The sequence below is a fragment of the Paenibacillus sp. 19GGS1-52 genome, from assembly GCF_022369515.1.
Classification (GTDB): Bacteria; Bacillota; Bacilli; order Paenibacillales; family Paenibacillaceae; genus Paenibacillus_AQ.
Genome location: NZ_CP059724.1, coordinates 5551215 through 5570676, shown reverse-complemented (window position 1 = coordinate 5570676; position 19462 = coordinate 5551215). Strand labels below are relative to the sequence as shown.

At 46.1% G+C, this 19462-nt stretch carries 21 protein-coding genes; 13 read left to right on the top strand and 8 right to left on the bottom strand.

What is annotated here, in order from left to right; translation table 11 throughout:
• Positions 1–62 precede the first annotated feature (62 nt).
• The 4 genes from H1230_RS25775 to mnmL are packed head-to-tail and all read right to left on the bottom strand — an operon-like array spanning position 63 to position 3620.
• A complete protein-coding gene (locus tag H1230_RS25775; RefSeq protein WP_239712676.1) occupies positions 63–1031 on the bottom strand; it encodes an alpha/beta fold hydrolase in 969 nt (322 codons plus the stop codon).
• A 25-nt stretch (positions 1032–1056) separates the two neighbouring features.
• Positions 1057–2025, bottom strand: coding sequence for a type I phosphomannose isomerase catalytic subunit (locus H1230_RS25770; protein ID WP_239712675.1), 969 nt, complete (start codon positions 2023–2025; stop codon positions 1057–1059).
• 33 nt (positions 2026–2058) lie between these two features.
• Complete coding sequence (gene mnmM, locus H1230_RS25765) at positions 2059–2664, bottom strand: tRNA 5-(aminomethyl)-2-thiouridylate-methyltransferase MnmM (RefSeq protein WP_239712674.1); 606 nt, start codon at positions 2662–2664, stop codon at positions 2059–2061.
• Positions 2664–3620, bottom strand: a complete 957-nt coding sequence (gene mnmL, locus H1230_RS25760) for a tRNA modification radical SAM protein MnmL/YtqA (protein ID WP_239712673.1) — start codon at positions 3618–3620, stop codon at positions 2664–2666. The genes mnmM and mnmL overlap by 1 nt, the downstream gene beginning before the upstream one ends.
• A 234-nt stretch (positions 3621–3854) precedes the next feature.
• Between mnmL and H1230_RS25755 the strand changes: the two genes are divergently transcribed.
• Both H1230_RS25755 and trmB read left to right on the top strand, forming a co-directional pair.
• Complete coding sequence (locus H1230_RS25755) at positions 3855–4037, top strand: hypothetical protein (protein WP_239712672.1); 183 nt, start codon at positions 3855–3857, stop codon at positions 4035–4037.
• 194 nt (positions 4038–4231) lie between these two features.
• Positions 4232–4948, top strand: a complete 717-nt coding sequence (gene trmB / locus H1230_RS25750; RefSeq protein WP_239712671.1) for a tRNA (guanosine(46)-N7)-methyltransferase TrmB — start codon at positions 4232–4234, stop codon at positions 4946–4948.
• Between the two features lie 86 nt (positions 4949–5034).
• Here trmB and H1230_RS25745 read toward each other — a convergent pair whose 3' ends face one another.
• Positions 5035–6153, bottom strand: a complete 1119-nt coding sequence (locus tag H1230_RS25745) for an MGDG synthase family glycosyltransferase (RefSeq protein ID WP_239712670.1) — start codon at positions 6151–6153, stop codon at positions 5035–5037.
• Positions 6154–6202: 49 nt separating this feature from the next.
• Entirely contained in the window at positions 6203–6730 is a 528-nt protein-coding gene (locus tag H1230_RS25740) for a phosphatase PAP2 family protein (RefSeq protein ID WP_239712669.1), read from the bottom strand.
• 399 nt (positions 6731–7129) lie between these two features.
• Between H1230_RS25740 and H1230_RS25735 the strand changes: the two genes are divergently transcribed.
• The 4 genes from H1230_RS25735 to rplT all read left to right on the top strand — a co-directional run bounded on the left by H1230_RS25735 (position 7130) and on the right by rplT (position 9771).
• Positions 7130–8368 carry a glycosyltransferase family 2 protein gene (locus H1230_RS25735; RefSeq protein WP_239712668.1) on the top strand — a complete coding sequence of 413 codons (1239 nt, stop codon included), beginning with the start codon at positions 7130–7132 and terminating at the stop codon, positions 8366–8368.
• Between the two features lie 254 nt (positions 8369–8622).
• Positions 8623–9120 (top strand): translation initiation factor IF-3, encoded by a 498-nt coding sequence (infC, locus tag H1230_RS25730; protein WP_154117291.1) that lies wholly within the window; start codon positions 8623–8625, stop codon positions 9118–9120.
• 57 nt (positions 9121–9177) lie between these two features.
• Positions 9178–9381 (top strand): 50S ribosomal protein L35, encoded by a 204-nt coding sequence (gene rpmI, locus H1230_RS25725; RefSeq protein WP_154116870.1) that lies wholly within the window; start codon positions 9178–9180, stop codon positions 9379–9381.
• Between the two features lie 30 nt (positions 9382–9411).
• On the top strand, positions 9412–9771 hold the full coding sequence (rplT, locus tag H1230_RS25720) for a 50S ribosomal protein L20 (RefSeq protein ID WP_036649386.1): 360 nt from the start codon (positions 9412–9414) through the stop codon (positions 9769–9771).
• 146 nt (positions 9772–9917) lie between these two features.
• Here the strand turns inward: rplT and H1230_RS25715 are convergent, their stop codons facing one another.
• A complete protein-coding gene (locus H1230_RS25715) occupies positions 9918–10463 on the bottom strand; it encodes an acyl-CoA thioesterase (protein ID WP_239712667.1) in 546 nt (181 codons plus the stop codon).
• A 304-nt stretch (positions 10464–10767) separates the two neighbouring features.
• Here H1230_RS25715 and H1230_RS25710 point away from each other — a divergent pair, with 304 nt between their 5' ends.
• From H1230_RS25710 to H1230_RS25690, 5 genes are all read left to right on the top strand, one after another.
• On the top strand, positions 10768–11844 hold the full coding sequence (locus H1230_RS25710; protein ID WP_239712666.1) for a BMP family lipoprotein: 1077 nt from the start codon (positions 10768–10770) through the stop codon (positions 11842–11844).
• Positions 11845–12019: 175 nt separating this feature from the next.
• Positions 12020–13558: an ABC transporter ATP-binding protein gene (locus H1230_RS25705; RefSeq protein WP_239712665.1), complete on the top strand. Its 1539-nt coding sequence runs from the start codon at positions 12020–12022 to the stop codon at positions 13556–13558.
• Positions 13551–14624, top strand: a complete 1074-nt coding sequence (locus H1230_RS25700; protein ID WP_239712664.1) for an ABC transporter permease — start codon at positions 13551–13553, stop codon at positions 14622–14624. Before H1230_RS25705 ends, H1230_RS25700 begins: the two co-directional genes overlap by 8 nt.
• A complete protein-coding gene (locus H1230_RS25695) occupies positions 14625–15575 on the top strand; it encodes an ABC transporter permease (protein WP_239712663.1) in 951 nt (316 codons plus the stop codon).
• 187 nt (positions 15576–15762) lie between these two features.
• Entirely contained in the window at positions 15763–16101 is a 339-nt protein-coding gene (locus H1230_RS25690; RefSeq protein WP_239712662.1) for a hypothetical protein, read from the top strand.
• Positions 16102–16123: 22 nt separating this feature from the next.
• Here H1230_RS25690 and H1230_RS25685 read toward each other — a convergent pair whose 3' ends face one another.
• On the bottom strand, positions 16124–16570 hold the full coding sequence (locus H1230_RS25685) for a GNAT family N-acetyltransferase (RefSeq protein ID WP_239712661.1): 447 nt from the start codon (positions 16568–16570) through the stop codon (positions 16124–16126).
• Between the two features lie 596 nt (positions 16571–17166).
• On the opposite strand from H1230_RS25685, the gene ilvB reads away from it, so the two are divergent.
• Together ilvB and ilvN are read left to right on the top strand one after the other, a co-directional pair.
• Positions 17167–18909 (top strand): biosynthetic-type acetolactate synthase large subunit, encoded by a 1743-nt coding sequence (ilvB, locus tag H1230_RS25680; protein ID WP_239712660.1) that lies wholly within the window; start codon positions 17167–17169, stop codon positions 18907–18909.
• Positions 18910–18914: 5 nt separating this feature from the next.
• On the top strand, positions 18915–19394 hold the full coding sequence (gene ilvN, locus H1230_RS25675; RefSeq protein ID WP_154117292.1) for an acetolactate synthase small subunit: 480 nt from the start codon (positions 18915–18917) through the stop codon (positions 19392–19394).
• Positions 19395–19462 lie beyond the last annotated feature (68 nt).

Here is a 19462-nt window from a genome sequence, read left to right as displayed (position 1 = left end):
GTAGCATATAAAAGAAAAGACAGGCATTCCGGAAAAGCTGAAATGGCCTGTCTTTAGCCTGCTTAGGAGGTTATTACACCCGCCGTTTGCGGTTTCTCTTCTGAGGGGAGATGTCGGGCGATCCAGTCAAGCACATCAACCGTGACTTGTTCCCGATTCACCTCATTCAGCATTTCGTGCCTGCCTTCTGGATAGAGCTTATGTTCCACATCCGAGATCCCATGCTCCTTGTATATCTTTACAAGACGCAGGACCCCCTGACCATTTGTGCTGACGGGGTCTTTTGCTCCGGAAAAAAGATATACAGGCTTGTCTGTACGTAATGTACGCAGAGATTTCCTCGAGTGGATATCACGTAGCAGCCGGAAGAAATCACGGAAAAAGCAGGTGGTGCAGATCGCACCACAAAAGGGATCGGCAATGTATTTATCTACTTCAGATTCATCACGACTTAGCCAATCAAACGCTGTTCTTATCGGGAGGAAGGCGCGGTTGTAACCACCGAATACGATGCCGTTTAGTAAAACACTGCGATGACGATTACCTTGGAGCCTTAACTGTATATCAGCCAGCGACTCGCCAAGCCGCAGCATGCTGCGTGGGCCGTTGGTCCCGCTGAGAATATAACCCGCATAGATCTCATTACCTTCTTCACACATCATCTTCTGGGCCAGAAAGGAACCCATGCTGTGTGCGAAGAGAAAAATGGGTCGTCCAACATGTCTGGAAAGGGCAATGGCGCAGAGCTGGAGCACATTGCGCCGCATCCAGTAGAAGCCGTTCTCTCCAGTATCGCCTAGCAGATCGACTTCACCCGCAGTTTGGCCATGGCCCCGGTGGTCATTGGCATATACTGCATAGCCATTCCCAGTTAATGCGGCCGCAAAGCGAGCGTAACGGGCAGCCGTTTCGCACATGCCATGAGAAATTTGCACAATTCCCCTGACGGGTGTTTCTATGTCCGGCAACCATTCATAGACATGAATGGTTACTCCTACGGGATCAGTCATAGTAAAGCTATTTTCCCTCATAGCCTTTCCTCCTGAAAGTTATGGCTTATGGTAAATACGAACGAAGCACGGTGGACTGGCCTTCGATCGAGTAGGAGCCTAGGCTTGAAGGCAATAAATAACATTCTCCTGCAGCATAGGGCTGGGAGCCGCCGTTCCATTTCAGATGTCCGCTGCCTTCGCAGATCACTAGAATGGTGAAGCTGTCTGGTGTAGTGGAAAGATCCCATTCTCCAAGCACGAGTCCCTTTTCCACAATAAAATAAGGTGAAGCTGCGAGCTGCAGCCACTCACCAGGAACCGCATTGTCGGTCTTCATCGAAGTAGCTCCTGCGCCTTCGTAAGCCGTAACGTTGAGGGAATCCTCGATATGAAGCTCACGCGGCTTGCCATCAAGGCCGGGACGGTCATAATCATAAATCCGATATGTAGTATCTGAGTTTTGTTGGATCTCCGCAACGACAACACCAGCACATAAGGCGTGAACGGTTCCGGCTGGGATGTAGAATGAGTCACCAGCGGAGACGGATACCTCCTGAAGGCTGTCCATTACAGTACCCTTCTCCAGTGCTTCCCTCAGGGTCTCACGGGTTACGCCTTCTTTGAGGCCGTAAATGATTTTGGCATCTGGTTTGGCGTCCAGCACATACCACATTTCTGTTTTGCCCAGTTCTCCTTGTGGCAATCCTTTATAGTCATCCGTAGGATGCACCTGGATGGATAGATTGTCATTGCAGTCCAACAGTTTGATCAGCAGCGGGAATCTTCCACCAGCTTCCGAAATTCCTTTGCTGCCGAACCATTCGTGGCCAAATTGCTCGCGAATTTGGTCCAGGCCTTGTCCAGCCAATTCTCCGTTAACTACGGAAGAGGTTCCGTTAGGATGATCGGCAATCATCCAACCTTCACCAATATGTCCTTCGGGCAAGTCCAGACCGAATTTCTCCAATGCTCGGCCTCCCCAGACACGTTCTTTAAATTCAGGTTGAAATTTCAAAGGATAAGGTAATGTCATTTTTACAACTTCCTTCCGTTTATCAAATTTAATTTAATGGTCCTTGCTTTTTTTCTTCTCTAGCGCCAAGCAATAAGGTGCATCGGCACGCTGCAACTGACGATAAATAATACTTTGCGCTACATGGATAGGAACGGCCGCCGCCCATGACTCTACGGCAGCGGCTTCCAATTCTCCTCCAGCGTGACCCGGATAAAGCACAGCTGTGATAATCCCCCCTGGACGAAGGAGCCTTAGCGCGGCTTCCAGAGCTTGAAGGGAGCTGTCTGGCTGAGTGATAATGCTCCTATCGGCGTCGCCTGCAGGCAGATAGCCAAGGTTGAACATCACGGCACCGACCGTTTCCGCCCAGTCAGTTGGAATAGCTTCCAGCATATCAGCGTGACTGCGTTGCAGCAAGGTCACTGAAGAGATTGCCAGAGGGGCTTCCTCTCTGGCAAGCCGAAGGCGCTCATTGGCCAGCCCAAGCGCAGCAGCCTGGATATCGAAGCCGTATACAGCCCCGCGTTTTCCGACTGTTTTTGCCAAAAAAAGCGTATCTGCACCCGTGCCTACGGTCGCATCAATCGCGCGATCACCGAGCGCTAGCCGCTCGGTGGTTAGTTTATGAGCATAGCTAAGAACGGACAAGAAGCCCATTAGCCTTTCCTCCAATACTTACCTTGCCAAGTATCACGGGCAAGCAGCTCATCGTCAATGGCATTGAGCACTTCCCATTTCTTGAGGCTCCACATGGGTCCAATCAGCATCTCTCGTGGGGCATCCCCGGTCAGGCGATGTACGATCATCTCTGGCGGCAGGATTTCCAGCGAATCAGCGATTAGCTTTACATATTCATCCCGTTCCATGAAACGCAGCAGTCCAGCTTCGTATTGCTTGACCATTGGGGTCTTGCTCATAAGATGCAGCAGATGGATCTTGATGCCCTGCACACCCATATTGGCTACGGCGGATACCGTATCCAGCATCATCTCATGCGTTTCCTGTGGAAGCCCGTGAATGATATGTGTACAGACCCGGATGCCGTGCCGCCGTAGCTTCGCAACAGCCTCTATATAGCATTGGGTATCATGAGCGCGGTTGATTAACTCCGAGGTGGAGTTGTGGATCGTCTGTAAGCCCATTTCTACCCAAAGGTAGGTGCGCTGATTAAGTTCTGCCAGATATTCAACAACATCATCCGGCAAGCAGTCTGGACGCGTAGCAATGGCTAGTCCAACAACACCTGGCTGCTGCAAAATAATTTCGTAATATTCTCTAAGCTCCTCTACAGGTGCGTAGGTGTTGGTGTAGGCTTGAAAGTAGCCAATATACTTAGCGTTTGGCCATTTCAGATGCTGTCTGTCTCGTATTTTATTAAATTGTGTAACAAGGTCGTCACGGCGGCTGCCAGCAAAATCACCGGAGCCTCTGGCACTGCAAAACGTGCAGCCTCCTTTAGCTATAGAACCGTCACGATTCGGACAGGTAAAACCTGCATCAAGCGATACTTTGAACACCTTCGTGTCCATTTCTTCGCGCATTTCGTAATTCCAGGTATGGAAACGTTTATCCCCCCATAATAGCGCAGAGGAAGTCTGTAAAAGGTTAGACATGGGTAGCTCCTTTCTGAATCCCATCTATTGTATCAAAAATCAGCGCATAGCGTAACATTTACTCCCTGAAACCCTGCTGAAAATAGGTCCTGAGAAAGGTGGATTCATCTTGTAAATGCTTACACATTATGTTATATTCAAAGTATCAAAAGCCACTGCAGCCAAAGGAAATTCATTCTTGAATTCATATTTTCGTGTCGTCCGGTCCATAATAATAACCGTGAGGTGATAACGATGAATTCTCAAACAGTAGTAGCCGAGGGAAACGGTTCGATTGAGGTGCTGTTAACTCCCGATGAAGCTCTTTCATTGACAGGTGTGGAATTTAATGGCAACCATAAGATTAAGATAGAAGCACAGCGCAAGATCCGCAGCGCATTCGAGAAGAAATTTGATTTTAATCCTCCAGCAAGGTAGACTATGGACTGTTGAAATAATGGACCCCAATTCCAAAATACAACAAGAAAGGAACTCTTCTGCCCGCCGTTTTGCGGTGTTGGCGGGAGAGTTTCTTTCTCTTTTTTACTTTTATCCCTTTACTTTTGGGAACAAGTTCGGCACAATATTGCAAGTGATAGTTATAGCATTAGAGATAAGCGGAGGAATACCATATGCGTTTACGTGGAAGAAAAGGAATACGTGAAAGTCTGGAAGGACAGACTGATTTGGTCATTCTTGACCCTCGCAGTCTTATGGGACGATGGTCTGAATTGTTTGGCAATGACCACCCGATCCATGTGGAGTTCGGAATGGGTAAGGGACAATTTATTAGCCAGATGAGCTTTAAATATCCTGATATTAACTTTATCGGAGTGGATATGTATGATGAGCTGGTCCGCAGAGCAGGTGAGAAGGCTAGAGCAGTATGGGAGCCAGCAGGGAAAGAGACACCGCCGAATCTGAAGCTGGCCCTCGCCAATATTAATTATGCAGAGGAAGTATTTGCTCCTGGAGAGCTTGAACGCATTTATCTTAATTTTAGCGATCCCTGGCCTAAGGGTAAGCATGCGCGCCGCCGGTTGACGCACCCGCGCTTTCTCGACAAATACCGCGGGCTGCTCAGTACTCTCGGCGAAATTCATCTGAAGACAGATTCAAGAAGTCTTTTCGAATTCTCCTTGAATGCTTTTGCTGATTACGGGCTGCAGATGAAGAACATTTCGCTAGACCTACATGCGGATGGCATTATTAACGAGGAACATGTCATGACCGAATACGAGACGAAGTTTACGGGTCGTGGGGTCAATATTCACCGTTGTGAGGCGATCGTGGGGGCAGAGGCGCTCGAACTCTATCAAGCCAATAGACTGGAGAAATACAGGCTATAGTTCGTGAAAAATGGCAGTCCAAGGTAGTTACTCCTTGACTGCCATTCTGTATTTCGGGCCCTGCAGCATTTTTTTCTAACAGGTTCTTATAGTTCAAGCATATCGATGATACTTTGCGCGCTTTGCAGTGGATGATAGCGGTCAATTACCTTAAGGTTGCTGTTACGTGTGTTCTGCACATCTTCATAGTTGTTTAACAGCCGCTTCATCCATTTGACGACAACATCTAGAGAGTCGATGGGCTCTCCGATTCCCGCGGCGGTAAAGTAGCGGCAGTTCTCTTCTTCCTGACCGGGCAGTGGATGATGGAATAACATGGGAATGCCTTTGGCTAGTCCTTCACTGCAAGTCATACCACCGGGCTTCGTGACCAGCAGATCGGATACTTCCATAAGTTTATCGATCTCGCGAGTGAAGCCGAGCAGTGAGATATGAGGATGGTTATATTGCGGGTCCTCTTTCATTTTGAGCAGGAGCTTTTCATTATTGCCAAGACAAAAGACGATTTGAATCTGTTCCCGCCAGCCAGCCAGAAAAGAATTAACGATTTCGTCGTTCATCATTCCCCAGCCACCGCCCATGACTAGAACAGTCGGCATATCATGCAGCTTGAACTTCTCCAGAATGTCCTTTCTTCCGGGATGTTCCCAGAAATTTGGGTGCACTGGAATACCGGTTACCTGAATGGCTGCGGCAGAAACACCACGCAGGCGCAGCTTGGATTTCACCTCTGGTGTGGATACCAGATACCGGTCAACTTCTCTACTGATCCAACTGGCATGCGCGTCATAATCGGTAATCACCGTCACGAGCGGAACTTTAAAGGCAGGGTCCAGCCGCTTCAGACGAGAAACTACTGCGCTCGGAATAAAATGTGTGCAGATAATAAGATCCGGCTTCAACTGTTTTACAATATTTTTGGTATGCGTATAAAAGATGCGATGCAAGGCAAGCGTTGTAAGACGATTGAATGATTTCTGATGACGGTATACGTAGCCCATCAGTCGGGGCTGAGTGGTAATGGTTTTACGGTATGCTGATACAATAAGTGGAGCCATCTTGGGATTTAAAAAATTCCCTAGCTCCAGCACCTTGGTTTGTACATTAGGCGATAATTTGCGCAGGCTGCTGGATAGCGCGTACGCTGCCTGAGTATGACCTGCGCCAAAGCCTTCTGATAGTAATAACACTCTTTTTTTGCGCAATGTTTAATTCACCTGTTCCCAAAGGTTTTCACGGTTGTAGCCGTAGGTCTCAGATCCATAATGCTAGTGTGCCTGCTGCCACACTGGTCCCTATGGCCGCACCCGCAATAACATCGGAAGGATAATGTAATCCGAGATAAATCCGGGAGAAACCAACAGTGCAGGCTAGCGGCAACAGAATAACGGTCAGGGCCGGATAAGCAGCCATATAAGGTACTGTAGCGGCAAATATAGCAGTGGTATGGCCGGAAGGAAAAGAATGATCCTTCAGCGGATTGTGGAACGTATGGGTGCCCGGAAGCGCCAGATACGGGCGCATGCGCGGATACAGCTTCTTGGCGACCGCAACGGGCAGGTGGCTGATAGCTAGAGCTACTAGCGCTTGCAGCGCTGTGTTTCTCAAAGGCTGAGGCGCAAATGCCCACAGGAGAACATTGATGCCAACTGCGCCTGTAGCTCCTCCCAGATGGGTGAGATAAAATAACCAGAAGTTCAAAAATCGATTGTGCATTCGTCCGTTAATCCATTGAAAAAGATGCCGCTCCCAGAGATGCAACTTCATGAATAAATGTCTCATATCTTGACCCTCCGTTAGTTCGGCTACAGATATTAGGCGCTCTTGCGACAATCCGTTTTTAGCATACAACTGTCTTCATCATACTTTTTTAGAGTGCTTCATTTCAAGAAAAAGCTCGACTTTGCTCGAAAGTTGCCACTTTTGACTTCCGGCACCCTTACGCCGTACAATGATTCAAGCAGGCCAAACAGGTTTAAAAGGATACAGAGAAATAAAGGGATTCCAAAAGATGATGAATCCGTACAGCCTTTTAAACATTATATAAATTTTCAGAAGCCTACCAACAATATGGGAATGCACTTGGTCTATTGTAAGGGATGCAACAAAAGGGTCAGTACTAAAACAGTTCAGAGAGAAAAAAAAGAACACAAAGATTGAAAAAGGGGGCATCAAAAGATCATGACAGACGCACTGTTTGTTACGCTCCAAGTGATCTTGGCGGCAATTGCAGTTTATCAATTTTCATTTTCGTTATTCGGACTGCACAAGAAAAAGAAAAAGGCGCATTTCAAGCCAGAAAAGTCTTTTGCTGTGTTGGTTGCGGCGCATAACGAAGAACAAGTCGTTGGCGCGTTAATGGAGAATCTGAAGCAATTGAATTATCCGGCTGACTTGTACGATGTATTTGTTATTTGCGATAATTGTACAGACGGAACGGCCCGAATTGTACGGGAGCACGGCATGAATGCTTGTGTTCGTACCAATTCGAATCTGCGAGGCAAAGGATATGCCATCGAGTGGATGCTCAAAGAACTATGGGGCATGGAGCGCCAGTATGATGGTGTTGTAATGTTCGATGCCGACAACCTGGCGCATACGGAATTCCTGCTGGAGATGAATAATGATCTCTGTTCAGGCGCAAGAGTTATCCAAGGATATATCGATACGAAGAATCCGGAAGATTCCTGGATTACTGCTGCTTACGGCGTTTCGTATTGGTATATTAACCGTTTATGGCAGCTGTCACGTCATAATCTGCAGATGGCCAACTTCCTTGGTGGAACCGGAATGTGCTTTGAGACCAAGCTTCTAAAGGAGATTGGCTGGGGAGCTACAAGCCTGGTTGAAGATCTGGAGTTCACGATGCGCAGTGCATCCAAGGGTATCTTCCCGAGGTTTAATTATGATGCCAAGGTATTCGATGAGAAGCCTTTGACGTTCAAGGCTTCATCCGTACAGCGCCTGCGCTGGATGCAGGGGCACTTTACGGTGGCTCGCCGCTATTTTTTCCCTTTGCTGTGGCAGAGTATTAAAGAGCGCAGCTTGACGAAGTTTGACCTTGCTCTGTATGGAGCAAATGTTTATATTGTATTATTGACCTTTCTGATGCCTGCGGTAATGTTCATTGATATAACAATGTTTAATGGACCTAATATCGCCAACATTTATGGACATCTACCTATATGGCTTAGTTATATAGCAGTTGGCGCTAATATCTTTACCTTCATCCTTGCAATGGCACTGGAGAAGGTCAAGTACAAAAAAGTATATTTCTATCTGTTGCTATTCCCTATTTACCTGATCTCCTGGTATCCAATCACGTTCTATGCGTTCTTTACGCAGAACAACAAGCAATGGAGCCACACCAAGCATACGCGTGTCGTAAGACTTGAAGAAGTTCAGAGTAAACAAGTATAATAAGTGTTGACACAATGTGTTCAGAGGTGTATAGTAATCAAGTGTCAAAAGCATAGAGATTGTAAGAAGAAGCACCGGCTTCTCACCTGCCTGGTCATTTGCCAGCTGGTTTGATCTCAATGATTTATGAATGTTAGAATTCATGAACGTTGATCAAATGGGGTGTCGGGAGTTACCGGCACCCCGTTTTTATGGAGAATTACAGCAAAGCGTTTAAGAAGATCCGGAGGTGGAGAGTTATCAGTAAGGAACATATGCTCAATGATGAAATTCGGGCCAAAGAGGTTCGGTTGGTTGGTGCAGAAGGTGAACAAATCGGAATTAAACCGATCCGCGAAGCGTTGCAAATGGCGATTGATCTTAATCTGGATTTAGTCAACGTTGCGCCACAGGCAAAACCGCCGGTATGCCGCATCATGGATTACGGCAAGTTCCGTTATGAAACACAGAAGAAAGAGAAGGAAGCACGCAAAAACCAGAAGATCGTTGATATCAAGGAAGTCTGGTTCCGTGCTAACATTGAGGAACATGATTATCAAACTAAATTCCGCAATGTACTTAAATTTCTGGGTGAAGGCGATAAAGTGAAGTGCTCCGTACGTTTCCGCGGACGTGAGATTACACATGCAAGTATCGGCCAGAAAATCTTAGAGCGTGTTAAGAACGAAGTGGCTGATATTACTGTTGTTGAGCGCCAACCTAAGCTAGAAGGCCGCAGCATGATTATGATTTTGGCTCCGAAAGCCCAATAAATATGGAGTCACTTGCCCAGCAAATTGACGCCGCATAATATTCAAGGAGGAAACACCATGCCTAAAATGAAAACACATAGCAGCCTTAAAGGCCGCTTCAAAATTACCGGAACTGGTAAAGTACTACGTTACAAAGCTCACAAGAATCACTTGCTGTCCCACAAATCGAAACGCGCTAAGCGTGTTCTGAATGGTAATCCAGTAATGGCCCCTGGGGATGTAAGACGTTTGAGACAAGGTTTGGCTAACTTAAAGAGATAATTATCACACATTTTTGGGAGGTTTATTAATATGGCAAGAGTTAAAGGCGGATTTGTAGTTCGTCGTAGACATAAAAAAGTATTGAAGCTGGCAAAGGGTTATTTCGGTTCCAAGCATCGCATTTTTAAAACTGCTAAAGAACAAGTAATGAAATCGATGGTTTATGCTTACCGTGACCGTCGTCAGACTAAACGTAACTTCCGCAGACTGTGGATTGTGCGTATTAACGCAGCAGCACGTTTGAACGGCTTGTCTTACAGCAAACTTGTATATGGCCTGAAATTGGCTGGTGTAGAAGTTAACCGTAAGATGCTGGCTGACTTGGCTGTAAATGATCTTAACGCATTCAACTCACTGGCTGTTGTAGCTAAAGAGAAGATTAACGCGTAAGAATCCTATAATATAACCGAAAAGCACCGCCTGCGGATTGCCCGTGCAGCGGTGCTTTTTTTTTGTGCGGTGTGAGGTCCATTATTGAGCCACACCAGGCAATATAGATCAAGGCTGGTTTATGTAATGCTGGCTAGCTTGCTAGCCTATTCCCAGTACTTGCTTGTATTCAGCTGAGAGGCTAATTTCTTGCTGCTTGTCCGTCTCACCTTACGCAGTTCAGAACGCTCGTTGGCTGACTCGCTGATTAGCTTCTCTTCGTCCGTCTCAGGTATGATGGCTGGGACAGGAGAAGGAGTGCCATCTTCCTCAACGGCCACAAAGGTTATAAAAGAGGTGGCAGCGACGGCACGCTCTCCGGTATATAGATTCTCCGAAATAACCTTTACGAATACTTCTATGCTTGTGTGCCCTGTCCAGGAGACGAAGGATTCGAAACAAACGGAATCTGTAGGTCTGATCGGCCGTAAGAAATCAACTGAATCAGAAGAAGCAGTCACAACGTTAGTTCGGCAATGGCGCATAGCAGAGATAGAAGCAACTTCATCAATAGTGCTCATAAGTTTGCCGCCAAATAAAGTCTTATGGTTATTTACATCATTTGGGAAGACTCGGCCAGTCTTAAATACGCGTGATTCACGGCAGTATTTGAAAGCAGGTTTTTCTTTTAATTTGTTGTCTTCGTTTAACATTCCGATAACTTCCTTTCAGTACAATTACTAAGCACTCATAATAATAGAAAACACTTCAGTGTGCAATAATATAAATGATATATATACGGCAGCAGAGGAATTTCGAGGTTTTCTAACACGTTTCCGACATGATAATAACATGCAATGTCATAGAAAGCGTTTTCTTGCAGAAAAATGCAAATTATTATTGACCTGAGGTCATTTATGCACTGGATTTTAGGCTTTTTTGCAGTTATAATTTGTTCTAATGGAATGTCCAAGCAGAACACAGAAGACATCCAATTCTTAAGGGGGATCACTATCGATGAAAAAGATTTTCAAGCTATCTCTTGTTACGATGCTGGCATTCACAGTTATTTTAACGGGTTGCGGAAACAACAACAACGCTAACACTGGCAATGCCGCAGAAGGAAATACTAATGCAGCAACTAATGCACCAACAGAAGCACCAACGGATGCTCCTAAGACTGATGTTAAAGTCGGCCTGGTTACTGACGTAGGCGGAGTTAACGACAAATCCTTTAACCAATCCGCTTGGGAAGCACTTGAAGCTCTTAAAACTGAAGCAGGTGTTGAAGTTAAATATCTGCAAAGTAAATCAAATGCTGATTACGAGCCGAACCTTAACCAATTTGTAAAAGATGGCTATAACCTGACTTGGGGTATTGGTTTTGACCTTGGGGATGCAGTTCTTAAAGTAGCTACTGAGAATCCTACTGCTAACTTGGCTATAATCGATAGCGTAGTAGATGCTCCAAACGTTGCATCTGTTACTTTCTCGGAGAATGAAGGTTCTTACTTGGTTGGTGTTGTTGCAGGTCTGACAACTAAGACTAACAAAGTAGGCTTCATTGGCGGTATGGAAAGCCCAGTTATCAAACGTTTTGAAGTAGGCTTCAAAGCTGGTGTTGCAGCTGTTAACCCATCTGCTGAAGTGAAGATCACTTATGCAGGTGCGTATGACAAGCCAGACACTGGTAAATCTTTGGCTGCTACATTGTATGATGATGGCGCAGATATCATTTTCCCAGCTGCTGGCGCAACAGGAAATGGCGTATTCAATGAAGCCAAATCCCGTAATAAAGCAGGCGGAACTAAAGTATGGGTTATCGGCGTAGACAAAGACCAATCTTTGGAATTCGGCGATGACGTTACTTTGACTTCAATGATCAAACATGTTGACGAAGCGGTTAAGAAAGTTTCCCAAGAAGTTGTCGATGGTACTTTCAAAGGTGGTACTACTACAGTACTGGGCTTGAAAGATAACGGTGTAGGTCTTCCGGAAACATCTAAAGCTAATGTATCTGCTGACATTCTGGCAAAAGTTGAAGAATATAAAGCACAAATCATTGCTGGAACAATCACAGTTCCTTCCGAGTAATATCGCCTCAACTATTTTCTTGCATTACAAATAATGAACAAGGAACAAGGCCGGTTTAGTGCTGGCCTTGTTCCTTGTTAAAGTACTGGCATAAGTATGGCATAGCGCTACCGTCCCGCAAGGGGCGGTACAGCCGTGTCTACATGGTAATATATTCTGTGATGAGGGTGATTCCATGAGTGCTGCGGCTCCTGTCGTAGAGTTGAAGCAAATCACAAAACGCTTTCCCGGTATTATCGCCAACGACTCCATTAGTCTGACTTTGGAGAAGGGGGAGATACATGCGCTGCTTGGTGAGAACGGGGCAGGCAAATCTACCTTGATGAATATCGTATTCGGACTTTACCAGCCCGATGAAGGCAGCATCGAAATCGATGGGAAACCAGTTATTATTGATAATCCCAACAAAGCAATTGAGCTTGGCATTGGTATGGTTCATCAGCATTTCAAGCTTGTTGATCCGTTTACGGTAACTGAAAATATTGTCCTTGGCATGGAACCAAAGAAAGGTCTTAAAATCGACTATAAATCCGCTGCGGAGCAGGTTCGCAAGCTATCGGAGCAGTACGGCCTTCAAGTCAATCCGAATGCCAAAATCCATGACATTTCGGTGGGCATGCAGCAACGGGTAGAAATTATGAAAACCCTATACCGCGGAGCGGATATACTTATATTCGACGAGCCGACTGCTGTGTTAACGCCGCAGGAAATTATCGAACTGATGGCTATTATGAAGCGGCTCGTTGCAGAGGGCAAATCTATTATTCTGATCACACATAAGCTGAAAGAAATTATGCAGATTTCCGATCGGGTTACCATCATTCGCCGTGGGAAAGTTATCGATACGGTTAAAACCTCGGAGACCAATCCCAATGAACTGGCAGAGAAAATGGTCGGACGTGATGTTACGTTCAAGGTGGAGAAAAAACCACCAACTGTTGGACAAGCCGTTCTGAAGCTTATAGATGTCAGCAGTAAGAACAAAGATGGTGTCTCGGTGCTGAATGGGTTGAGCTTTGAAGTTAAAGCAGGGGAAATATTAGGCGTCGCTGGTGTGGATGGAAATGGACAAAGTGAACTGATTCAGGCCATAACGGGACTGCGCAAAATTGATTCCGGCTCTATTAATATGTCTGGGACAGAAATTTCTAATTTATCTCCTCGTAAAATTACGGAGATGAATGTTTCCCATATTCCTGAGGATCGCCATAAGCACGGTCTAGTACTTGATTTCACTGTGAGTGAGAACATGGTACTGGAAACATATTATAAAAGTCCGTATAACAAAAATGGTTTTCTTAACAATGAAGTCATCAATCAATATGCAGAGGGACTAGTCAAGAAATTCGACGTTCGCACAGCCTCTATTGAGAACAAAGCCCGTTCATTGTCAGGCGGTAATCAACAGAAAGCGATTATTGCGCGGGAAATAGACAAAAATCCGACATTGCTGATTGCGGCCCAGCCTACACGGGGTCTTGATGTGGGGGCCATTGAATTCGTCCAGAAGCAGTTGATTGAACAACGTGATAAAGGCAAAGCAGTGCTGCTCATTTCATTTGAGTTGGATGAGATTATGAACGTATCCGACAGAATTGTCGTTATTTATGAAGGACAAATTGTTGGTGAAGTATTCCCGCAGGATACGAACGATCAAGAGCTAGGACTTATGATGGCAGGCAGCTTGAAGCGGGGAGGTAATGCGGGTGTATAGACTTAAAAAGATATTTACCACGGATAGTTATATTGTCCCCTTAGTCGCAATTGTATTGGGTTTCCTCGTTGGGGCTATTGTTATGCTGGTTGGCGGATATGATCCAATCGCTGCTTATGCTGCCCTATTTAAACGTGTATTTGGCAGCCCTTATGATTTCGGAGAAGCTGTTCGTGAGATGACTCCGTTAATGCTAACGGGTCTGGCTGTAGCTTTTGCATTTCGTTCCGGCATGTTCAATATTGGTGCGGACGGCCAAGTCATGATTGGTATGACCGCAGCAACCGTTGTGGGCATCAAGCTGGCTTTCCTGCCTTCATTCCTTCTGGTTCCACTTGCAGTCATTGCAGCGGGTTTATGCGGGGGTCTATGGGCTGGATTTGCAGGTTACCTAAAGGCTAAACGCGGGATTAATGAAGTTATCACAACAATTATGATGAACTGGATTGCGCTCTTTTTGGCCAATTATATCGTAAGAACGTTTCTACTGCTTCCGGGTCAGAATCGCTCCGAGAATATCCCAGCTTCACTATCTATGACCTTCCTGAACTCGACCTTCGATAATGCCCGTTTGCACTGGGGTACATTAATTGCCATTGCTGCAGCTATCTTCTTCTATATATTCTTATGGAAGACCAAGCAGGGTTACGAAATGCGGGCAGTGGGTTTGAATCCGCATGCTGCTGAGTATGCTGGAATGAATGTTGGCCGTAATATTGTGAAGGCAATGTTCATTAGTGGTGTTTTTGCAGGTCTGGCAGGGGCAGGAGAGGTATTGGGCGTATTCCATTATCAATCTGTTTTTGCAGCATCTCCGGGTTATGGTTTTGACGGTATTGCTGTTGCTCTATTGGGTTTAACTCATCCACTAGGAGTTATTCTGGCTGCGATCCTCTATGGTACGTTGACCTATGGTTCGGCAGGCATGAGCTTCGGTGCTGATGTACCACCTGAGCTTATCCGCATCGTTATAGGTTCCATCATATTCTTTATTGCAGCACAAGGTATTGTACGTTGGGTGCTCAAACCGTTTTACTTCAAGCGCAAGAAAGAGAAGGTGTTATAGATGGATGTTCTAGGCCAATTGCTGAATACTACGCTTGTATTTTCCACGGCGCTTATTTTTGCCGCACTCGGCGGCATCTTCTCTGAACGCTCCGGTGTTGTAAACATCGGACTTGAAGGCTTGATGATGTTTGGTGCTTTTGCAGCTGCAGTGGGTGGCTATTACGCTCAAGATGCAGGGATGGGGGCTTGGGCTCCTTGGATTGGTGTCCTATGCGCTATGGCTGTAGGTGTGCTCGGCTCATTGATTCACGCCGTTGCGTCCATCACCTTCAAAGCTGACCAGACAATCAGTGGCACGGTCATTAACTTTTTAGCTGCAGGCAGTACGCTTTATATGGTCAAGCTGTTATTTGATGGTGCAGGCGAAACTCCGCTGATCGATGGCTTCAGCAAAATCTCAGTCCCATGGCTCTCTAAAATTCCAATCATCGGCGAAGGGATTTTTGATTCCTATCCTACAACCTACTTGGCAATTGTGCTGGTATTAGTTATTTATTTTGTTCTGTTCAAGACACCTTTTGGTCTGCGTCTACGCGCTGTCGGCGAACATCCAAGTGCTGCAGATACGCTGGGTGTCAATGTTAATCGGATGAGATATATTGGCGTAATGCTGAGTGGTATGCTTGCTGGAATGGGCGGAGCCACGATCACTTTAACGACTACAAGCACCTTTGCACACAATACTATTTCAGGTCAGGGATTTATTGCGATCGCAGCGATGATATTTGGTAAATGGAATCCGCTTGGTGCCTTTGCTGCAGCAGTCTTTTTCGGTTTCTCCCAAGCTATCCGTAATTATGTCCAATTGTTTGAATGGTCCAAAAATATACCACAGGAATTCATCTTCATGATTCCTTATGTGTTGACCATTATCGTGCTTGTAAGTGCTGTAGGACGCTCCTCGGCTCCAAGTGCATTGGGCCAGCCTTACGATCCTGGTAAGCGCTAGTCCAGATTATCTTTTTTATGAAAATCATGTTTTCGAAAGCCGCTTTTCCGGTCTTTTTCCGGGGATGCGGCTTTTATTTGTGTTATCACAAAAAGTGGGCTGATGAACAGGCCAAAGGCTTTTCCAATGAATAGACTGTTTTGAAGAGGAAGATATGCTGTTAAGTAAATCTTATAGGAGGGATATTATGACACAAGCGGTGACGAAGAAGCAGGTCATGAAGCTGGTGGGAAAAAATATTGTTGCGATAAAAAAAGACGGCACGAGGGTAACAGGAAAACTGCTGCGGATTTCTGGAAACCGCCTTATTTTACAACGTACAAATGGTAAAAGAGTGCAAACGAAAGCAATCATTCCACTAGTGCTATTTGATTTGCTGGCTGTGGGCACTGCACCATATGCTTATGGTGGCGGCTATGGTTATGGCGGAGTACCATACGGTGGCGGTTACGGTTATGGTGGAGTACCATACGGTGGCGGTCATGGCTATGGCGGAGCACCCTACCCTCCATATGGATTCTTTTAAGAAATAAATAGAGCTTTTGCATTCAAGAGAAACGTTTCTCCAGTTCGTAACAAAAGTTTTGTGGTTGATAACGGGCTACGATGTAGCCCAATTTTTGATAAAAGACAAGACCAGCCGTATTGCCTATATCAACGGCTACCTTAGCCCGCTGACATCCGCGTGATAGTGCAAACCGCTCAGCTCGGACCATGAGCAGATTTCCCCAGCGCTTGCGACGAGCTGCGGGTGCTATGGCCAGCATATCGATGTAGAGCAGATCACCATGCAGCATAAAGTGGACAAACCCCAGTGGATCGCTTTCATAGTCGGGACAAGCTACCAAGGTGACTCCGTGACCCATACGCCGAGGTAAATCTTTTCGGACCTGACTGATCACGGAATGTGGCAGATGAGACAAGGGTACAAGCTGACTCTCGATTAAATCGAGGATAACTGCATCGTCCTGTTTGGGTCTACGAAAACGGATCATAAAGCGCCCCCTTTCCACGCATTGTCGTACATCATATGTTGACGAAGAGCTGGGCGTTCCAGACCCCATAGAATAAGTAGTTGTGACGATTTTTAAAATATGGGTATTGACTAACCGTGTGAGGAATCATATAATGTGTCTAAACATTTTATCGATCATACATGTATCAGCTATGAAGAGGACGAAGTTTTAAGGGCTCTTTTGATCAGAGAGTGAGAGGATTTGCTGCAACCTCCACCAAAACCCCTTATATACGAGCTCACCTCGGAGCTGTTTCCCTGAAAGGTCCACTGGCTAGAGTGGTGGAATTATTAGGGGGAATCGTTTAGTCCGCGTTAGGGACTTCAGGTTACAGAGATTTGGGCCCAGCCTACATCGATGGATTTTTGTATACCTGATAAGGCGTTGCATCGTGAGATGTAATGCAAACATGGGTGGTACCACGGAAGATCAACCTTTCGTCCCTCACGCGCTAAGTCTGTGCGTGGGAGGCGAAAGGTTTTTTTGTTGTCAAGAAAGTCCATTCATTCACCTGATGTATAAAAGACGGCTCGTCGTTTGCATAATGAATGTTAAATATCAGAGGAGGAATTTGGATGAGCGCGCAGATACCGGAAGTGCGGTCTACAGAGGAATTACGTGAGAAATGGAATAAGCCAGAGGTGATTTCTGGGTCGGAGATTCTGCTTCGCAGTCTTGTACTGGAAGGAGTAGACACTGTATTCGGATATCCTGGTGGGGCTGTATTGTATATCTATGATGCTCTGCATGGTTTCACGGATTTCAAACATATTTTGACACGTCACGAGCAGGGGGCAATTCATGCCGCTGATGGTTACGCTAGAGCGAGTGGAAAAGCGGGTGTCTGTATAGCGACCTCAGGACCAGGGGCAACAAATCTGGTTACGGGTATTGCTACGGCTTTTATGGACTCTGTTCCGCTGGTTGTGATTACAGGTAACGTGTTCTCCTCTTTGATTGGAACAGATGCTTTTCAGGAAGCGGATATTACGGGTATAACAATGCCGATTACGAAGCATAGCTACTTGGTACGGGATGTAGAGGATCTGCCGCGTGTCATTCATGAAGCATTCCATATTGCTAATACAGGCCGCAAAGGACCGGTACTTGTCGATATTCCGAAGGATGTCTCTGCAGCAAAGACATTATTTACTCCAGTAACAACGGTTAATCTGCGTGGTTATAATCCGCGTACTGTTCCGAACAAGCTGCAGCTTGATAAGCTTGTGCGTGCGATCGCTGTTGCTGAACGTCCGATTATAATAGCAGGCGGCGGGGTTATCTACTCCGGAGCGCATGAAGCAATGTTCGAGTTCGTGAAAAAAACGGAGATCCCGATTACGACTACTTTGCTAGGCCTTGGGTGTTTCCCGAGTGCAGAGGATTTGTGGATGGGAATGCCGGGCATGCATGGTACCTATACCGCCAATAATGCCATTCAGCAATGCGATTTGCTGATTAATATCGGAGCCCGGTTTGATGACCGTGTTACCGGCAAGCTGGACGGATTTGCACCTAAAGCCAAGATTGTTCATATCGACATCGATCCGGCTGAAATTGGCAAGAACGTATCGCCTGATATTCCGATTGTTGGCGATGTGAAGACCGTACTGGAAATGCTGAATCCTGAGGTTGGCCGCGCAACGAAAGCGGATGCCTGGAGAAAGACAATTGCTCAGTGGAAGCAGGATCAACCACTGCGTTATAAGGATTCAGAGACGGAGCTTAAACCGCAATGGGTTATTGAGATGATCAATGAAACCACTAAAGGGGAAGCAATCGTTACTACAGATGTAGGACAACATCAGATGTGGGCCGCGCAGTATTATAAATTTAATAAACCGCGCTCCTGGATTACCTCGGGTGGTTTGGGTACGATGGGCTTCGGATTTCCGTCAGCAATCGGTGCACAGATGGCCTTTCCCGAACGGTTGGTAGTATCGATTAATGGTGACGGCGGCATGCAGATGTGTTCGCAAGAGCTCGCTATTTGTGCTATTAATAATATACCGGTCAAAATAGTTGTTATTAACAATCAGGTGCTTGGCATGGTTCGTCAGTGGCAGAATCTCATCTATGAGAAGCGCTACAGCTATACTGACCTAGGAGGCAGCCCGGATTTTGTGAAGCTGGCTGAAGCCTATGGAGTGAAGGGCCTTCGGGCCACGAATAAAGCGGAAGCAAATGCAGCATGGCAGGAAGCACTGGAAACACCAGGTCCAGTATTGGTGGAGTTCGTTGTTCCCAAAGACGAGAATGTCTACCCGATGGTAACTCAGGGTTCGACCATCGATAATATGCTGATGGGAGATGAATAACAGTGATGAAACATACGATTGCTGTGCTTGTAAATGATCAGCCAGGTGTACTGCAGCGGGTATCGGGCTTGTTTGGACGCCGGGGCTTTAATATTGAGAGCATCACGGTGGGACAGTCTGAAGAGGTAGGTTTATCCCGAATGGTTATTGTGACTCTAGGAGACCAAAGCACACTAGAACAGATCGAGAAACAGCTGTATAAATTGATTGATGTTATAAAGGTAGTCGATCTTGGTTCGAGACCTATGGTTGCTCGCGAGCTTGCTCTGATTAAAGTGAAGTCAGAGCCAGCAGAGCGGCCGGAAATTATGGGGGTAATCGAAACCTTCCGAGCTTCGGTTGTTGATATCGGCAGTACAAGCCTGCTGGTTCAGGCCGTAGGAGATACTCAGAAAATAGACGCGATGATTGAACTGCTTAAGCCTTATGGAATTAAGGAGCTCTCGCGTACCGGTGTTACAGCGATGATTCGGGGTAATGGTTAACATTTTATTTTACGGCTTTAGCGAATTGCTGCTTTTTGGCATTACATTGGTTAGTTGATGAACGGAAA